General features: G+C 65.3%; 11 protein-coding genes, 1 tRNA gene and 5 pseudogenes. 11 read left to right on the plus strand and 6 right to left on the minus strand.

Annotated elements, in window-relative coordinates:
- From GJ632_RS11325 to GJ632_RS11345, 5 genes and pseudogenes are all read left to right on the plus strand, one after another.
- Nucleotides 1-183: pseudogene (locus GJ632_RS11325) on the plus strand (amino acid-binding protein); the annotation flags it as partial.
- Nucleotides 180-1,134 (plus strand): annotated as a pseudogene (locus tag GJ632_RS11330) (homoserine dehydrogenase). The pseudogenes GJ632_RS11325 and GJ632_RS11330, both read left to right, overlap by 4 nt.
- A gap of 188 nt (nt 1,135-1,322) precedes the next feature.
- Nucleotides 1,323-2,587 (plus strand): annotated as a pseudogene (gene tuf, locus GJ632_RS11335) (translation elongation factor EF-1 subunit alpha).
- Complete coding sequence (gene rpsJ, locus GJ632_RS11340) at nt 2,588-2,896, plus strand: 30S ribosomal protein S10 (RefSeq protein WP_006053510.1); 309 nt, start codon at nt 2,588-2,590, stop codon at nt 2,894-2,896. It begins immediately after the preceding pseudogene.
- Nucleotides 2,897-3,149: 253 nt separating this feature from the next.
- A tRNA-Ala gene (locus GJ632_RS11345) sits at nt 3,150-3,221 on the plus strand.
- 127 nt (nt 3,222-3,348) lie between these two features.
- Here GJ632_RS11345 and GJ632_RS11350 read toward each other — a convergent pair.
- Both GJ632_RS11350 and GJ632_RS11355 read right to left on the minus strand, forming a co-directional pair.
- Nucleotides 3,349-3,609, minus strand: coding sequence for a hypothetical protein (locus tag GJ632_RS11350; protein ID WP_143105098.1), 261 nt, complete (start codon nt 3,607-3,609; stop codon nt 3,349-3,351).
- A 10-nt stretch (nt 3,610-3,619) separates the two neighbouring features.
- A complete protein-coding gene (locus tag GJ632_RS11355; protein WP_197427972.1) occupies nt 3,620-4,126 on the minus strand; it encodes an HNH endonuclease in 507 nt (168 codons plus the stop codon).
- 942 nt (nt 4,127-5,068) lie between these two features.
- Between GJ632_RS11355 and GJ632_RS11360 the strand changes: the two genes are divergently transcribed.
- Both GJ632_RS11360 and GJ632_RS11365 read left to right on the plus strand, forming a co-directional pair.
- Nucleotides 5,069-5,473, plus strand: a complete 405-nt coding sequence (locus GJ632_RS11360) for a CBS domain-containing protein (protein WP_089804419.1) — start codon at nt 5,069-5,071, stop codon at nt 5,471-5,473.
- Nucleotides 5,474-5,570: 97 nt separating this feature from the next.
- Nucleotides 5,571-5,804, plus strand: a complete 234-nt coding sequence (locus GJ632_RS11365) for a hypothetical protein (protein ID WP_089804421.1) — start codon at nt 5,571-5,573, stop codon at nt 5,802-5,804.
- A gap of 35 nt (nt 5,805-5,839) precedes the next feature.
- On the opposite strand, the gene GJ632_RS11370 is transcribed toward GJ632_RS11365, so the two are convergent.
- Nucleotides 5,840-7,168 (minus strand): ribonuclease catalytic domain-containing protein, encoded by a 1,329-nt coding sequence (locus tag GJ632_RS11370; protein ID WP_191452968.1) that lies wholly within the window; start codon nt 7,166-7,168, stop codon nt 5,840-5,842.
- Between the two features lie 145 nt (nt 7,169-7,313).
- Nucleotides 7,314-7,622 (minus strand): hypothetical protein, encoded by a 309-nt coding sequence (locus GJ632_RS11375; RefSeq protein WP_089804424.1) that lies wholly within the window; start codon nt 7,620-7,622, stop codon nt 7,314-7,316.
- Between the two features lie 139 nt (nt 7,623-7,761).
- On the opposite strand from GJ632_RS11375, the gene GJ632_RS11380 reads away from it, so the two are divergent.
- Nucleotides 7,762-8,244, plus strand: coding sequence for an RNA-binding protein (locus tag GJ632_RS11380; RefSeq protein WP_089804426.1), 483 nt, complete (start codon nt 7,762-7,764; stop codon nt 8,242-8,244).
- A gap of 67 nt (nt 8,245-8,311) precedes the next feature.
- On the opposite strand, the pseudogene GJ632_RS11385 reads toward GJ632_RS11380, so the two are convergent.
- A pseudogene (locus GJ632_RS11385) lies at nt 8,312-9,123 on the minus strand (DUF1028 domain-containing protein).
- 121 nt (nt 9,124-9,244) lie between these two features.
- Here GJ632_RS11385 and sepF point away from each other — a divergent pair.
- From sepF to uvrA, 3 genes and pseudogenes are all read left to right on the plus strand, one after another.
- Nucleotides 9,245-9,598, plus strand: a complete 354-nt coding sequence (gene sepF / locus GJ632_RS11390) for a cell division protein SepF (protein WP_089804428.1) — start codon at nt 9,245-9,247, stop codon at nt 9,596-9,598.
- Between the two features lie 208 nt (nt 9,599-9,806).
- On the plus strand, nt 9,807-10,685 hold the full coding sequence (locus GJ632_RS11395) for a site-specific DNA-methyltransferase (RefSeq protein ID WP_191452969.1): 879 nt from the start codon (nt 9,807-9,809) through the stop codon (nt 10,683-10,685).
- A gap of 56 nt (nt 10,686-10,741) precedes the next feature.
- Nucleotides 10,742-13,688 (plus strand): annotated as a pseudogene (gene uvrA / locus GJ632_RS11400) (excinuclease ABC subunit UvrA).
- 114 nt (nt 13,689-13,802) lie between these two features.
- Here uvrA and GJ632_RS11405 read toward each other — a convergent pair.
- Complete coding sequence (locus tag GJ632_RS11405; RefSeq protein ID WP_089804434.1) at nt 13,803-14,006, minus strand: hypothetical protein; 204 nt, start codon at nt 14,004-14,006, stop codon at nt 13,803-13,805.
- Nucleotides 14,007-14,183 lie beyond the last annotated feature (177 nt).

Below are 14,183 nucleotides of genomic sequence, written 5' to 3' on the forward strand. Positions count from 1 at the left end.
TCGTCGGCGTCGCTCTCGGACGTCTCGCTGAACGCGCCCGAGGGCCGCGACGACGTGTCGAGCGCGAGCCTGCGGCTCGCCACCCACACGGGCCGCACCGAAGCCGCCCTCGACGTGATTCGCGAGGTGGCGGCCGAGAAAGACCTGCACGTCGTCGAACCCCTCACGGAGGCGAGCCTATGAGCGGCAAGCGCCTCGCCGTCCTCGGCGCCGGCGCGTCGGCGGGTCGGTCGTCGAACTCGCCGCGTCGTACGGCCACACCGTGACCGCGTTCGCCGACTCGTCCTCGGCCGCCGTCGCCGCCGACGGCGTGGACGCGGCGTCCGCGCTCGCGCGGAAGAACGACGAGGGCGTCGTCGGCAGCGCGGACCCCGAGGACGCGCTCTCGGCCGACTACGACGTGCTGGTGGAGGCGACGCCGACGACGCTCGGCGACGCCGAACCCGGCTTCTCGCACGTACGCCACGCGCTCGAACGCGACGCCGACGTGGTGCTGGCGAACAAGGGACCGGTCGCAGAGCGCTACGCGGACGTGATGGCGCTCGAACGCGAGAGCGAGGGCGCGGTGCGCTTCGAGGCCACCGTCGGCGGCGCATCCCCGTCCTCTCGACCATCGAGGACCTCTCGCCGTCGCACGTCTCCGCCGCGCGCGGCGTCCTCAACGGGACGGCCAACTTCGTCCTCTCGCGGATGGCCACCGAGGGGCTGGACTACGAACACGTCCTCGCGGAGGCGCAGGACCTCGGCGTCGCCGAGGCCGACCCCTCCTTCGACGTGGAAGGGACCGACGCGGCGCTGAAGTGCGTCATCCTCTCGAACGTCCTCGCCGAGGGCGAACGGGAGTACACGCTGGCAGACGCCGACGTGGAGGGCATCACGAACGTGCCCGGCAGCGCGCTGGAACTCGCGGCCGACGAGGGACAGACGATTCGACTCATCGGCGAGGCCACGCCCGACAGCGTGCGCGTCAGCCCGCGACTCGTGCCGCAGAACGCCGCGCTCGCCGTCTCGGGGACGCGCAACATCGTCCAGTTGGAGACCGAACACGCGGGCCAGTTGAACATCAGCGGTCGCGGCGCGGGCGGTCCGGAGACGGCGTCGGCGGTGCTGTCGGACGTCGGCCGGCTCGACTGACCGGAAGACCGCCGGCTCGAACGCCCTATCGAGCGAACTGTACGGGTCGTGGCACGCGTTCGCATTCGTGCGATACGCTCCCAAGAAACGCGATACGCGGCCGTCTCGGCGCGTGTACGTATCGAAATGGTTTTAGTGCATTCAGGCCAAAGCAGGCACCACAGAGCGCCTTAGCGCGTGACCTATCCATGAGTGACAAACCGCACCAGAACTTGGCCATCATCGGCCACGTTGACCACGGTAAGAGTACGCTGGTCGGACGACTCCTGTTCGAGACAGGGTCCGTTCCGGAACACGTAATCGAGCAGCACCGAGAAGAAGCAGAGGAGAAGGGCAAGGGCGGCTTCGAGTTCGCCTACGTGATGGACAACCTCGCCGAAGAGCGCGAGCGTGGTGTCACCATCGACATCGCCCACCAAGAGTTCGACACGGACGAGTACTACTTCACCATCGTCGACTGCCCGGGCCACCGTGACTTCGTGAAGAACATGATCACGGGCGCCTCGCAGGCCGACAACGCCGTCCTCGTCGTCGCCGCAGACGACGGCGTCGCGCCGCAGACCCGAGAGCACGTCTTCCTCGCCCGCACGCTGGGCATCAACGAGCTCATCATCGCGGTCAACAAGATGGACGTCGTCGACTACGCCGAGGACACCTACAAGGAAGTCAAAGAGGAGGTCCAGCAGCTCCTCAAGCAGGTTCGCTTCCGCTCGGACGACGCGACCTACATCCCGATCTCCGCCTTCGAGGGCGACAACATCGCGGACCGCTCGGACAACACGTCGTGGTACGACGGTCCGACTCTCCTCGAAGCGCTCAACGACCTGCCGGAGGCCGAGCCGCCGACGGACGCGCCGCTCCGCCTCCCCATCCAGGACGTCTACACTATCTCGGGCATCGGTACCGTCCCCGTCGGCCGTATCGAGACGGGTACGCTCAACCCCGGTGACAACGTCTCCTTCCAGCCGTCGGACGTCGGCGGCGAAGTGAAGACGGTCGAGATGCACCACGAGGAAGTCGACCGCGCCGGTCCCGGTGACAACGTCGGGTTCACGTCCGCGGCGTCGGCAAGGACGACATCCGTCGCGGTGACGTCTGTGGTCCCGCCGACGACCCGCCGACGGTCGCCGAGACGTTCAAGGCGCAGATCGTCGTCATGCAGCACCCGTCGGTCATCACCGCCGGCTACACGCCGGTCTTCCACGCGCACACCGCGCAGGTCGCGTGTACCATCGAGGAGATCAACCAGAAGCTCGACCCCTCCTCGGGTGAGGTCGCAGAAGAGAACCCGGACTTCATCAAGTCCGGCGACGCGGCAGTCGTCACCGTGCGACCGCAGAAGCCGCTCAGCATCGAACCGTCCGGCGAGATTCCGGAACTCGGTTCCTTCGCGGTCCGCGACATGGGTCAGACCATCGCGGCCGGGAAGGTCCTCGAGGTCAACGAGCGATAGATGCAGCAGGCACGCGTTCGTCTCGCCGGGACCAGCCCGGACGACCTCGACGACATCTGCGACGACGTCCGCGAAATCGCGAACAAGACGGGCGTCAACCTCAGCGGACCGATTCCGCTGCCGACGAAGACCCTCGAAGTTCCCGCCCGCAAGTCCCCCGACGGTGAGGGGACGGCGACGTGGGAGCACTGGGAGATGCGCGTCCACAAGCGTCTCATCGACATCGACGCTGACGAACGCGCCCTGCGCCAGCTGATGCGGATTCAGGTTCCCAGCGACGTCAGCATCGAGATCGTCCTCGAAGACTGACGACGCTCCTCCCGCATCGCCCGCACGTCGAGTCGACGCTCGACGACGAACAGGCGCACGTCTGACCGCTTCGCGCGGTCCACGACGCTAAGGCGCACGCGCCGTTCTTCTCCGCGTCTCAGTCCGTGAGCGTCGCCGCTCGACACGCTCTGTCTCCGTCCCGCCGAGTGACGACGCCGCCACCGTGCGACGCCGTGTCGACCCGGACGCGAAACAGAAGGTACAAATGACCGCACGCCTTCGAAGCGAATGCGGGCTCGTAGATCAGTGGCAGATCGCTTCCTTCGCAAGGAAGAGGCCCGGGGTTCAAATCCCCGCGAGTCCATCTCCTTCCGTCGCTACGCTCCGCCAGTCGACGGACTCGCTCGCCCCCGTTCGCGTCGCTCACGGGGACCCCGCGAGTCCACTCGCACTCCCTCGGCGTCGCTATCCCGTGCAGTCGTCCCGACCGACTACCGACGCTCGTCGGTCGGTTTCTCGAAGACGCGCCGGAGTTCGCCCGTCACGCCCTCCTGCCACTTCCGGCCGCAGTCGTCGCAGACGTAGTCGGCGCCGTCCGCGCCGTGGTCGTCGGCGTCGTCCATCGCCGCGCCGCAGTTAGGGCAGTCGGTCACGTGCAGAGCGAGAGCGCTCACGGGCATCAGTCTGGTGGGGGTCGGTTCGTCGTCGGTCCGCGACCGAGTGCGGTCGCTATCGGCGACTGGGGAACTCACGTCGGTGGAATCATCCGTCCACGAGGTCCCAAAATTCGTCGACCGACTGGTAGGGGAGCACGCCGTGCCACGACCCGCCGTGTACGTCCTTGTGGCAATCCCGACAGAGTGTTGCGAGGTTCGACGGCGTCGACTCGCCGCGCCGGATGTGATGAACCTGTAGATTCGTCTCGGCACCGCAGTCGACGCACTCGCGGCCGTCCCGGTCGAGAACGTCGTTCCGGACTGTCTCGGAAACCTCTTCGGAGGGGCGCTCCCACCTCGTCTCGCCCTCTCCCGGTGACCACCCGACCTTGCTCACGTAGCTTCCCGTACAGTCGACGGCTTCCGTGACCGTCTTCCGCGTTATCTTCCCGTAGAACCGCTTCTTGAGGGCGACGATCTGATCTTTCTTGCTCGCGGCGTCGAGGTCATCGAAGCGCGTTCCCAAGTACGACTCCGCGTCTGCGACGGAGGCGAATCCCAACTCGGACTTCGGGGACGTCGTGTCCGGGTCCGCTTCGGGTTCGTCAGCCATCTCTACTCCTCCTTCGTTCGGAACAGTTGAAATTCTTGGGTGTGGATAGATAGCGGTGGGTTTCGTGCGACCGGAGGCGGTGATAGTCATTGGGAGGGCCCGGAGAACGACCGGTCACACTCCTGACACCCATAGACCCCCATGTCCTGCTCGTTCTCTCGAAACGCGGTTTCACGTGAACCACAGTACGGACAAATGGGGTCTTCACCCTGATATGGCACAGTAAGAGTCACGGAATCCGACCCGAATAGAAGTATCGTTAGCGCCTTTCGCCTACTACTGCGGTCCGATGTGGCGGTGGGAGCTACACTTTCGTCTCGACTTGTCGTCGTATAGTTCTCTGAAGAACTTTGCCAACTCGACGACTTCGTCCAACGATTCGATGTCCGGGAACTCCCGCGTCAGATTCTCCGTCCATTCGCCGCGGCGCCTTCGGTCTACCATGAACGCTTCGAGGCGGTTTCTGATCCGGTAGCACTGAGACGCGGATAGCCCGTCCGAAACACCCATACCCGTTACTGACTCGATGAAGTTCCGATACACGTCAGTATCTAATCGCCACTCGTCGTCCGACAGTTCGAACCCCCGAAGGGACGTGTCTGGACGGACCTCGTACCGAGATATTTCAGCGGACAGCACTCTTTTCGTGAATATATTTCACACTATAGAAAATGTTACGACACGCCTTCTCTCCCCCGGAAACTTCGACAATTAGTCGTGAGACGTGATGAATGTGGTTCTATCGTCGTTTGTGCCCGCCGTCGCGGTCCAATCTGTTCACATTTTCTATCGACGTCGTGCTCTCTATCGGCCGCCGTCGTCGTATCTTCGAGACGTCGCTCCGCCCACGCTGTCTCGGTGAACGGGGACGAAGAGAAGACGCGCACCGCCGAAACCGCGCTCCGGCGCTACGTTTATCAGCCGAGACTGTCACGTACGTGCATGGACGATATTTTCGTCGCGCGCCTGATGTCCACGTCGCTCCACACCGTCTCGGCCGACACGCTGGTCGAGGACGCCGCGAAACTGATGATGGAGGAAGGAATCGGCTCCGTCGTCGTGGTGGACGACGACAACCAGTTGAGCGGCATCCTGACGACGACGGACTTCGTGCGCATCGTCGCCGAACGCAAGCCGAAGGACCGGACGCCCGTCTCGGAGTACATGACGGCGGACGTGGTGACGACGACGGCGCAGGTGCCCATCCGCGAGGTGGCGGACACGATGATGAACCACGGTTTCCACCACGTCCCCGTCGTCGACGAGGACGAGGGCGTCATCGGCATGATAACCACGACGGACCTCGCCGCCTACCTCTCGACGGCCGAAGCGCCCAGTCCGTCGTAGCGCAGTCGTTCGCCGGCCCTCTAACTCCCGTCCGGATTCGGTGTCCCCCGTCGTGGCCATCGGTACCACTAAGCGTTCGGTCCACGCACGGGTGTGTATGGACGACGCGGAGTACGACGAACTCACCACCTCGTTGACGCCGAACGAGTCCGTCGACGGGGTGACGACGTACCGGAACACCGTGAGCATCGCCTGTCCGGCCTGCGAGGAACCGTTCGACGACCTGGTGGTCTGCGAGGAGGAGTACAGCAGCCTCGAGTTGAGCCGGTTGCTCGACCTGTGCGTGACGACGCACGACGACGAAGTCGTGCTGTTCACGCACAAGAAGTAGACGAGGCGTCGCTTAGAAGTAGACGAGAAGTAGCCTTACGCCGCTTCTTCTTCGGGCGGGAGACCGTTCTCGTCGAGGACGTCCCCGTCCTCGTCCACGGTGACGATACCGCGGTTGTTCACCGCGTAGGGGTCCAGTCCCACCTCTTCGAGGAACTGCTTGTACAGTCGCTCGGCGGTCTCGGCGTCCTTCTGCCGGTCCGAGGCGCGGTCGCAGAGTTCGACGAGGTCCTCGGGGACGTCGTTCTCGTGGACGATCCAGTGGTTGATGAGGTCCGACAGCCGACGGATGGGCGAGGTGAAGTGCCCGTAGATGTCGAAGTTCAGGGCGTGGTGGCCGCCGAACGGGTCGTTCATGTACTTCGCGCGGGGCATCACCTTCAGCACGGCGCGCTGAATCTTGTTGAGAGAGCGTCCCGGCGAGTCCTCCAACGCCGCGTTGACGGCCTTCCGCGGGTCGTCGAACTTCGCGCTCGGAATCTTCACCCCGTCGAGTTCCATGATCTCTCGCAGCGCCTTGTCCCACTGGTCGGGCGTCGGTTGCGGGTGGACGCGGTACATCGCCTCGACGCCGCGACCCCACATGAGTTCGTGCGTGACGGCCTTGTTCGCCTTCAGCATGCACTCCTCGATGATGGTGTGCGCGCGGTCACGCCGCGGATTGAGGACGAGCGACCCGTCCTCCTTTCGCTGTTCGTGCATCTGGTCGGCGAGTTCGAAGACGAGCGTACACTCGTCGTGGAGGTGGAGACTCTCGTCGTCGAGTCGTTTCTCGGCCTGCGAGTAAGTGAGGCGTTCGTCGGACTCGATGACGGACTTGTAGATGTCTATCTCCTCGAACGAGAGCGTCTCCTTGTCTATCTCCATCTCCACCGTGTGGGCGAGACGGTCCTCGTTGGGGACGAGCGAACACACCGTCTCCGCCAGCATCGGCGGGAGCATGTGGATGGTGTAGGCGGGGAGGTAGACGGTGTTCCCGCGCTTGACGGCCTCGGCCCACATCTCCGACCCCGGGTGGACGTAGTGGGTCACGTCGGCGATGTGGACCCACAGCGTGTACGTCTCCTCGTTCTCGGCGATGGAGATGGCGTCGTCGAAGTCCTGAGCGTCGATGGGGTCCGTGGTCCACGTCGTCAGGTCCCGGAGGTCCTGCCGTACGTCCACTTCCTCCTGAATCTCCGCCTGAACGTCTTTCGTTCGTTCGCGCGCCTCGGAGAGCACCGGGCCGGGGAACGCGTCGCGAATCTCGAACTCCTCGAAGAGTTCCTCGCGTTTGTCCTGCAGTTGCCGGGCGACGTCGGGACTGATTTCGACGGGGCCTTGCCCCTCGGCCGTCCCGGCCTGCGCCTGCGCGTCGTTCGACATGACCTGCACTTAACGCGAGAGATAGTTAGTCGTGTCGCACGGCGTCGCGTGCGTCGCGCGGCGCCGAGCGTCTGCGTCGTCGTCGCGTCTTCCCACCGATGCCCGACGACGAAACTCCGGTACGTCGCCGTCCCCCGAGCGACGGTCAGCGTTCGCGTTCGGTCTCCTCGGTCGGGCCGTACCGCTCTTCGACTGCGTCGCGATACCGGTGCAGGAACTCCGTCTGGTCCAACCCGTCCTCCTCGATGTCGAGGATGAGCGACTCCAGTTCCGCCCGGGGCTGGTGACACAGCTCTCGGTAACACTCCTTACAGAGGTGTTCGAACTCCTTGCCCTGTCGGTTCCACCGGTCGCCCTCCTTGTCGTACTCGCGGGCTTCCCCGCGGAGGACGGACGTGCCGCAGGCGATGCAGACGACCGTTTTCCGGTCCCGGTTGGTCCGGGAACGCCACATAAGAACCAGCAGGAACCCCCGTTACTTAGCGTTTGTTCCCCGTCAGACACGTGATAGATAGGATGTATGTCACGGACGACTTCGAAAACTCGGTTCGAATAACGGTCGATTTATTCACCACGATACCGTCTGCGGTGATATGAACGTCAAGTCCCGTCACCACCTTCGCTCCGACGAGATTTCGGAGTTGGAGGCGGCGATTGCCGAACAGACCGGCGTGGAGTTGGACGGCGACGCGTACGAGATGGTCGAACTCGCGGACGCCGACTTCGACGTCGTCCTCGTGGACGGCGACCCGGTGGTCGTCTACATGGACGACGAACGCCCCTTCCTCACCGTCGCGGGCGCGAACGCGTACGAACCGACGACGCACGTCGTCACCGTCGACGCCGGCGCCGTCTCGTTCGTCAGCGACGGCGCGGACGTGATGCGCCCCGGCATCGTGGACGCCGACGAGGACATCGAACCCGGTGACCTCGTCCTCGTCGCCGAGGAGACGCACGGGAAGGTGCTCGCCATCGGCCGCGCTCTCGAACCCGGCGCGGAGATGGCCGGCGACTCGGGCAAGGTCGTCGAGTCGCTGCACCACGTCGGCGACGACCTGTTCGAGTTCTCGGTCTGAGGCGCACTCGGTCCCGCTTCGTTCCGGTTCGACCCTCGCCCGGGCCCGCCCCGCGTCGGTCCGAGCCTCACTCCCCGTCCTGATACTTCGCCACCGCCGTCTCGTAGCCCTCCTTGGCCAGTTCGTACGTCTCGCGGAGGTCCGCTATCGGCGTCCGCGTCGCGTCCACGCGCAGGTCGTCGTAGTACGGTCGCGGCGCCTTCTCGGCCGTCGTCGTCACGAGGAGCGCCGCACTCTGTACCTCCAACTCCTCCCGCTTGTCACCTCCCGCCTCGTGGCCCGCTTCGAGTGCGTCTATCAACCGTTTGGCGAGGGTATCCTCGCCGCCGTCGCCACCGTCACCGTTCTCTCCGTCGGCGCGGGCACCGCTCCCGCCGCCGTCGCTCTCGTCGTCGCGGTCACCGCTCCTGCCGTCGCTCTCGTCGTCGCGGTCACCGCTCCCGCCGTCGCCGCCAGCGAGGCCGGACTCGTACGCCGCCGCGGTGCGTCCAGCACGGACTCGCCCGTGAGGAGGTTGCCGGCGACGGTGTAGTTCTCGCCGACGCGGTGGCCGAACCAGCCCTGACACTCCGCGCCGGAGAACGCGAACGTCCCCTCGGCGTCCACGCCGTGCAGTTGGCGCTGCTCGCGTCCCTCGTCGGCGTTCAGGAGGGCCTGCAGGGCGTCCTCGACGGCGAGTCCGTCGTCGAGGTACTCGACGCCCCGTCGCCCCAACTCGACGTTCACGAGGCTCTGTGTCGCCACCGCGCCGTTCTCGGAGGCGAACGGGCAGAGCGTTCCGACGGCCGGGAGGCGCGTCGTCACCGCGACGCCGAACCGCGTCTGTTCCTCGCCCGTCTCGTCGGTGTCCGTCTCGCGGACGCAGATGCTGAAGGTCACGTCGGAGGCGACGGTTCCGCGTCGCAAAAATCCCGCTCTGTCGGCACACAGCAGTCGTATCGACCGCGTCTGACGACCGTCTGACGTAAGAACTAACCCCGCCGTAGCGATTGTAGCGTGTATGGGTATCATGAGCAAAATCCTCAGTGGCGGAGAGAACCACTCGACTGAGGACTACGTCGAACTCGACCTCGACGACTTCGACACCGCGCGCGGCGAGGCGGGGATGAGCGTTCGCATCGCCACTATCAACGACAAACAGGACGTCATCGGCATCAAGGACGCCGTCTACGACGGCGACCTGGTCATCGCGGACATCACGCGCCACACCACCTCCGACAGCACGATGGAGCACATCATCGACGACCTGCGACAGGTCGCCGACGAGGTGGACGGCGACATCGTCCAGAAGGGCGACGACCAACTCATCATCACGCCCACGGGCGTCACCGTCGGCCGCGAAAAGCTCTCGTAAGCCGCTCTCGCCCCGTCGACGCGGACCGCGCCACGACCGCGCCACCTCCGCGTCGACACTCTCTCTCCTCGCCGCGGCCAGCCACGCCTCTCTGTATCGCGTCCAGTCGGGCGCCGTTCCTCCCCACGTCCAGCCACGCGTCTCTCCGTCGCCGTGCGCCCCGGATAGCAAGGAGTATTCGGTGGGGCCGGCAACAGGGAGGTGACAGATGGAGACCCTCACAGTCGAGGACCAGACCGTCTACTTCAAGAGTTCCGAGGAGATGGACGAGGTGGACGACGCCGACCTCGTGGTCACGAGTCCCCCCTACTGGAACCTGAAGGACTACGGCCACGAGAACCAGATCGGACACGCCGAGGCCTACGAGGACTACCTCGACAGGCTCCAGACGGTGTGGGACGCCTGTTACGAGGCCACCGCCGAGGACGCCATCATGGTCGTCAACGTCGGCGACCGACGGCACGAGAAGCGCTTCTACCCCATCGCGATGGACATCTACAACCGGATGGAGCGGTGGAACCTCCTCGACAACCTCGTCTGGTACATCCCCAACTCGCTCCCCCAACCCGCCTACTACCTCGACAAACTGTTCGACGACAAGTACGAGAACCTGCTCGTCTTCGCGAAGAACCACGACTACGAGTACACGTTCAACAAGATTCGGGTCGAGCAGAAGTACAAGGGCGTCGACCCGCGCGAGGAGAAGATGAACGACGCGGGCCGCAGCGTCGGGAACGTGCTGAAGATGCGGGCGTACCGACCGCCGACCATCAAGCAGGGCAACTACCACGCCGCCGCCTACCCCGAGGAACTCGTCTACGCGCTGCTGTACACCTTCTCGAACCCGGGCGACACGGTGCTTGACCCGTTCCTCGGTTCCGGGACGACCCTGAAAGTCGCCCGGAAGATGGACCGCGTCGGCGTCGGCTACGAGATAGACGCGGACTACCGGGACCTCATCGCCGAACGCATCCGCGAGGACATGGACGTGCCCGCGTGGGAGCAGTTCGACGTTCTCTCGGACGCGAGTCCGACGAACGAGAGGAAGGGGACCACTGAGTCGTCGCTCTCGGACTTCTCGGAGTAGGCTCGAATCGGTGCAACCGACAGGTACACGTCCATCAGTTCCCTAGCCGAGTGTAGATGAGCAAGGACTTCATCGAGGTTCGAGGTGCGGAAGAACACAACCTCAAAGACCTCGACGTCCAGATTCCTCGCGAAGCGTTCACCGTCGTCACCGGACTCTCGGGGTCGGGTAAGTCGTCGCTCGCGTTCGAGACGATTTACGCCGAGGGACAACGGCGGTACATCGAGTCGCTGTCGGCGTACGCCCGCAACTTCCTCGGGCAGATGGACAAGCCGCAGGTGGAGGCCGTCGAGGGCCTCTCGCCCGCCATCTCGATCGACCAGAAGAACGCGGCGAACAACCCGCGTTCGACCGTCGGCACCGTCACCGAACTGCACGACTACCTCCGCCTCCTGTCGCCCGCGTCGGGACGCAGTACGACCCCATCACGGGCGAAGAAGTCGGCGAGCAGTCCGCACAGGACATGGTCACGCAGATTCTCTCGCTTCCGGCGGGCACCCGCGCGAAGATCGTCGCGCCGGTCGTCCGCGACCAGAAGGGGGCGTTCGAGGACCTGTTCGACGAACTCGTCGCCGACGGTTACGCCCGCGTCGAGGTGGACGGCGAGGAGTTCGACCTGACGGTCGAGCGTCCGGACCTCGACAAGAACTACGACCACACCGTCGACGTGGTGGTCGACCGGGTGAAGATTCGCCCCGAGGACCGCTCCAGAATCGCCGACAGCGTCGAGACGGCGTTGGAGGAGGCCGACGGCGTGCTGCAACTCGTCGTGCCCGACCCGCCCGAGGACGTGCCGTTCGCGTCGAACACGCGGTCGACGGGTGACCTCGCGGGCGAGGGCGACGACCGACTCGTCGTGCAGTTCTCCGAGGAACTCGGCAACCCGAACTCCGAGTTCCAGTTCTCCGAGATAGAGACGCGGTCGTTCTCGTTCAACAGCCCGCACGGCGCGTGTCCGTCGTGTGAGGGCCTCGGCCAGACGAAGGAGATAGACGAGGACCTCGTCGTCGTCGACCCCTCGAAGCCCCTCAAGCACGTCTTCGAACCGTGGTCGTACAACCGGTCGTACTACCGCACGCGACTGGACTCGGTGGCCGAGCACTTCGGCGTCTCGCTGGACACGCCGTTCGAGGAGGTGGACGACGACGTGCAGCGACAGTTCCTCTACGGCACCGACCGAGAGGTCGTCTTCGAACGCCAGACGCGCAACGGGACCCGCCGGAAGCAGAAGCGCTTCGAGGGCGTCATCCCGAACCTCGACGCCGGCACGTCGAGACGGATTCGGAGTCGACGCGCGACCACATCGAGAAGTACATGGCGACCACCACCTGCCCCGACTGCGACGGCACGCGCCTGAAAGAGCAGTCGCGGCACGTCCTCGTCGCAGGCACCGCCATCACCGAGGTGAACCGGATGAGCATCGGCGACGCCCTCGAACACTTCGAGGGACTCGAAGCCGAACTCGGCGACCGGGAACGGACCATCGCCGAGGAGATTCTCAAGGAGATTCGCGCCCGTCTCGGCTTCATGGAGGAGGTGGGGCTGGAGTACCTGACGCTCGACCGCGAGGCGTCGACGCTGTCGGGCGGCGAGAGCCAGCGCATCCGCCTCGCGACGCAGGTGGGGTCGGGCCTCGTCGGCGTCCTCTACGTCCTCGACGAACCCTCCATCGGCCTGCACCAACGCGACAACGACCGCCTCCTGAACACTCTCGAAGGCCTGCGGGACCTCGGCAACACGCTCATCGTCGTCGAACACGACGAGGAGACGATGCGGCGCGCGGACAACGTCGTGGACATGGGTCCCGGCCCGGGCAAGCGCGGCGGCGAAATCGTCGTGCAGGGCGACTTCGACGACATCTGCGCGGCCGACGACTCCGTCACGGGCGACTACCTCTCCGGCCGTCGGGAGATACCCGTCCCCGACGAACGCCGCACGTCCGAGGAGTTCCTCACCGTCCGGGGGGCGCGACAGCACAACCTGAAGAACCTCGACGTGGACCTGCCCATCGGGCAGTTCACCGCCATCACCGGCGTCTCCGGGTCGGGCAAGTCCACGCTGATGCACGAGATTCTCTACAAGGGGCTGGCGCGGACGATGAACGACAACACGTCGGTCCACCCCGGCGACCACGACGCCATCGAGGGCGTCGACAACATCGAGACGGTGCGGCTCATCGACCAGTCGCCCATCGGTCGGACGCCGCGGTCGAACCCCGCGACGTACACCGGCGTCTTCGACTACATCCGCGAACTGTTCGCCGAGACGAAACTGTCGAAACAGCGCGGCTACGAGAAGGGCCGCTTCTCGTTCAACGTGAAGGGCGGACGCTGTGAGGCCTGCGGCGGGCAGGGGACGGTGAAGATAGAGATGAACTTCCTCTCGGACGTGTACGTCCCCTGCGAGGAGTGCGGCGGCGCGCGGTACAACGACGCCACCCTCGACGTGACGTACAAGGGCAAGACCATCTCCGACGTGCTGGACATGGAAGTCTCGGAGGCGCTGACGTTCTTCGAGGCGAACTCGCAGATTCGCCGCCGCCTGCAACTCCTGCAGGACGTCGGCCTCGGCTACATGACGCTCGGACAGCCCTCGACGACGCTGTCGGGCGGGGAGGCCCAGCGCATCAAACTCGCCGAGGAGTTGGGCAAGAAACAGACCGGCGACACGCTGTACCTCCTCGACGAACCGACGACGGGCCTCCACAAGGAGGACGAACGGAAACTCATCGAGGTGCTGCAACGCCTCACCGACAACGGCAACACCGTGGTCGTCGTCGAACACGAACTCGACCTGGTGAAGAACGCCGACAACGTCCTCGACCTCGGTCCCGAGGGCGGCGAACACGGCGGCGAAATCGTCGCCACCGGCACGCCCGAGGCGGTGGCGCGCGTCGAGGAGTCGCACACGGGCCGCTACCTCCGTGACCTCCTGCCCGACGTGGACATGGAGGGCCCGCGCTCGGACCGGCGCAAGCCCGCGAAGGCACCGAGCGACGACTGACCGGTCGTCGCTCCCGCCGCACCGAGGCGGTCCGACACGGCCGTGGTACGGGCCGCTGATTCTCACGTTCGAGAGTCTGCGCCGCTCCAGCCGCCAGTCGCTCTCGCGACGGACTCACTCGACGACGGCGAGCAGCATCACCGCCGCGACGAGCGAGACGGCCAGCGCGAAGATGCCGACGCTCTTGGTCGCCGTGGCGGCGTTCGGCCCGGCCGCGACGCTCACCTCGGTGGAGAGCAGGAATCCGGCGAGCCAGAAGCCGCCGACGGCGACGCCACTCATCCCGAGCGCGTACTTCGCCGTCACGTTCGCGGACATACTGTGCACGTCAGTTCGAAACACAATGAATCTGTGCTACCGGTTTTCGAAACTGATACTCACGCCCCGCCGCGGCTTCGACGGAAGTCACCCCGCACAACCGTCAAGTCTCCGGGTACGCTACGGTGTAACGTGACAACCTGCTACGTCGGGATGCGCGGCGGCGTCCTCGTCGTC

This window comes from Halogeometricum sp. CBA1124, from assembly GCF_009741955.1.
GTDB classification, from domain to species: Archaea; Halobacteriota; Halobacteria; order Halobacteriales; family Haloferacaceae; genus Halogeometricum; species Halogeometricum rufum.

What these genes read in the sequence shown, in the direction of transcription:
- rpsJ (WP_006053510.1), top strand. Translation starts at nt 2,588, where the DNA reads ATGCAGCAGGCACGCGTTCGTCTCGCCGGGACCAGCCCGGACGACCTC.
- GJ632_RS11355 (WP_197427972.1), bottom strand. Translation starts at nt 4,126, where the DNA reads ATGGCTGACGAACCCGAAGCGGACCCGGACACGACGTCCCCGAAGTCC.
- GJ632_RS11360 (WP_089804419.1), top strand. Translation starts at nt 5,069, where the DNA reads ATGGACGATATTTTCGTCGCGCGCCTGATGTCCACGTCGCTCCACACC.
- GJ632_RS11365 (WP_089804421.1), top strand. Translation starts at nt 5,571, where the DNA reads ATGGACGACGCGGAGTACGACGAACTCACCACCTCGTTGACGCCGAAC.
- GJ632_RS11370 (WP_191452968.1), bottom strand. Translation starts at nt 7,168, where the DNA reads ATGTCGAACGACGCGCAGGCGCAGGCCGGGACGGCCGAGGGGCAAGGC.
- GJ632_RS11375 (WP_089804424.1), bottom strand. Translation starts at nt 7,622, where the DNA reads ATGTGGCGTTCCCGGACCAACCGGGACCGGAAAACGGTCGTCTGCATC.
- GJ632_RS11380 (WP_089804426.1), top strand. Translation starts at nt 7,762, where the DNA reads ATGAACGTCAAGTCCCGTCACCACCTTCGCTCCGACGAGATTTCGGAG.
- sepF (WP_089804428.1), top strand. Translation starts at nt 9,245, where the DNA reads ATGGGTATCATGAGCAAAATCCTCAGTGGCGGAGAGAACCACTCGACT.
- GJ632_RS11395 (WP_191452969.1), top strand. Translation starts at nt 9,807, where the DNA reads ATGGAGACCCTCACAGTCGAGGACCAGACCGTCTACTTCAAGAGTTCC.
- GJ632_RS11405 (WP_089804434.1), bottom strand. Translation starts at nt 14,006, where the DNA reads ATGTCCGCGAACGTGACGGCGAAGTACGCGCTCGGGATGAGTGGCGTC.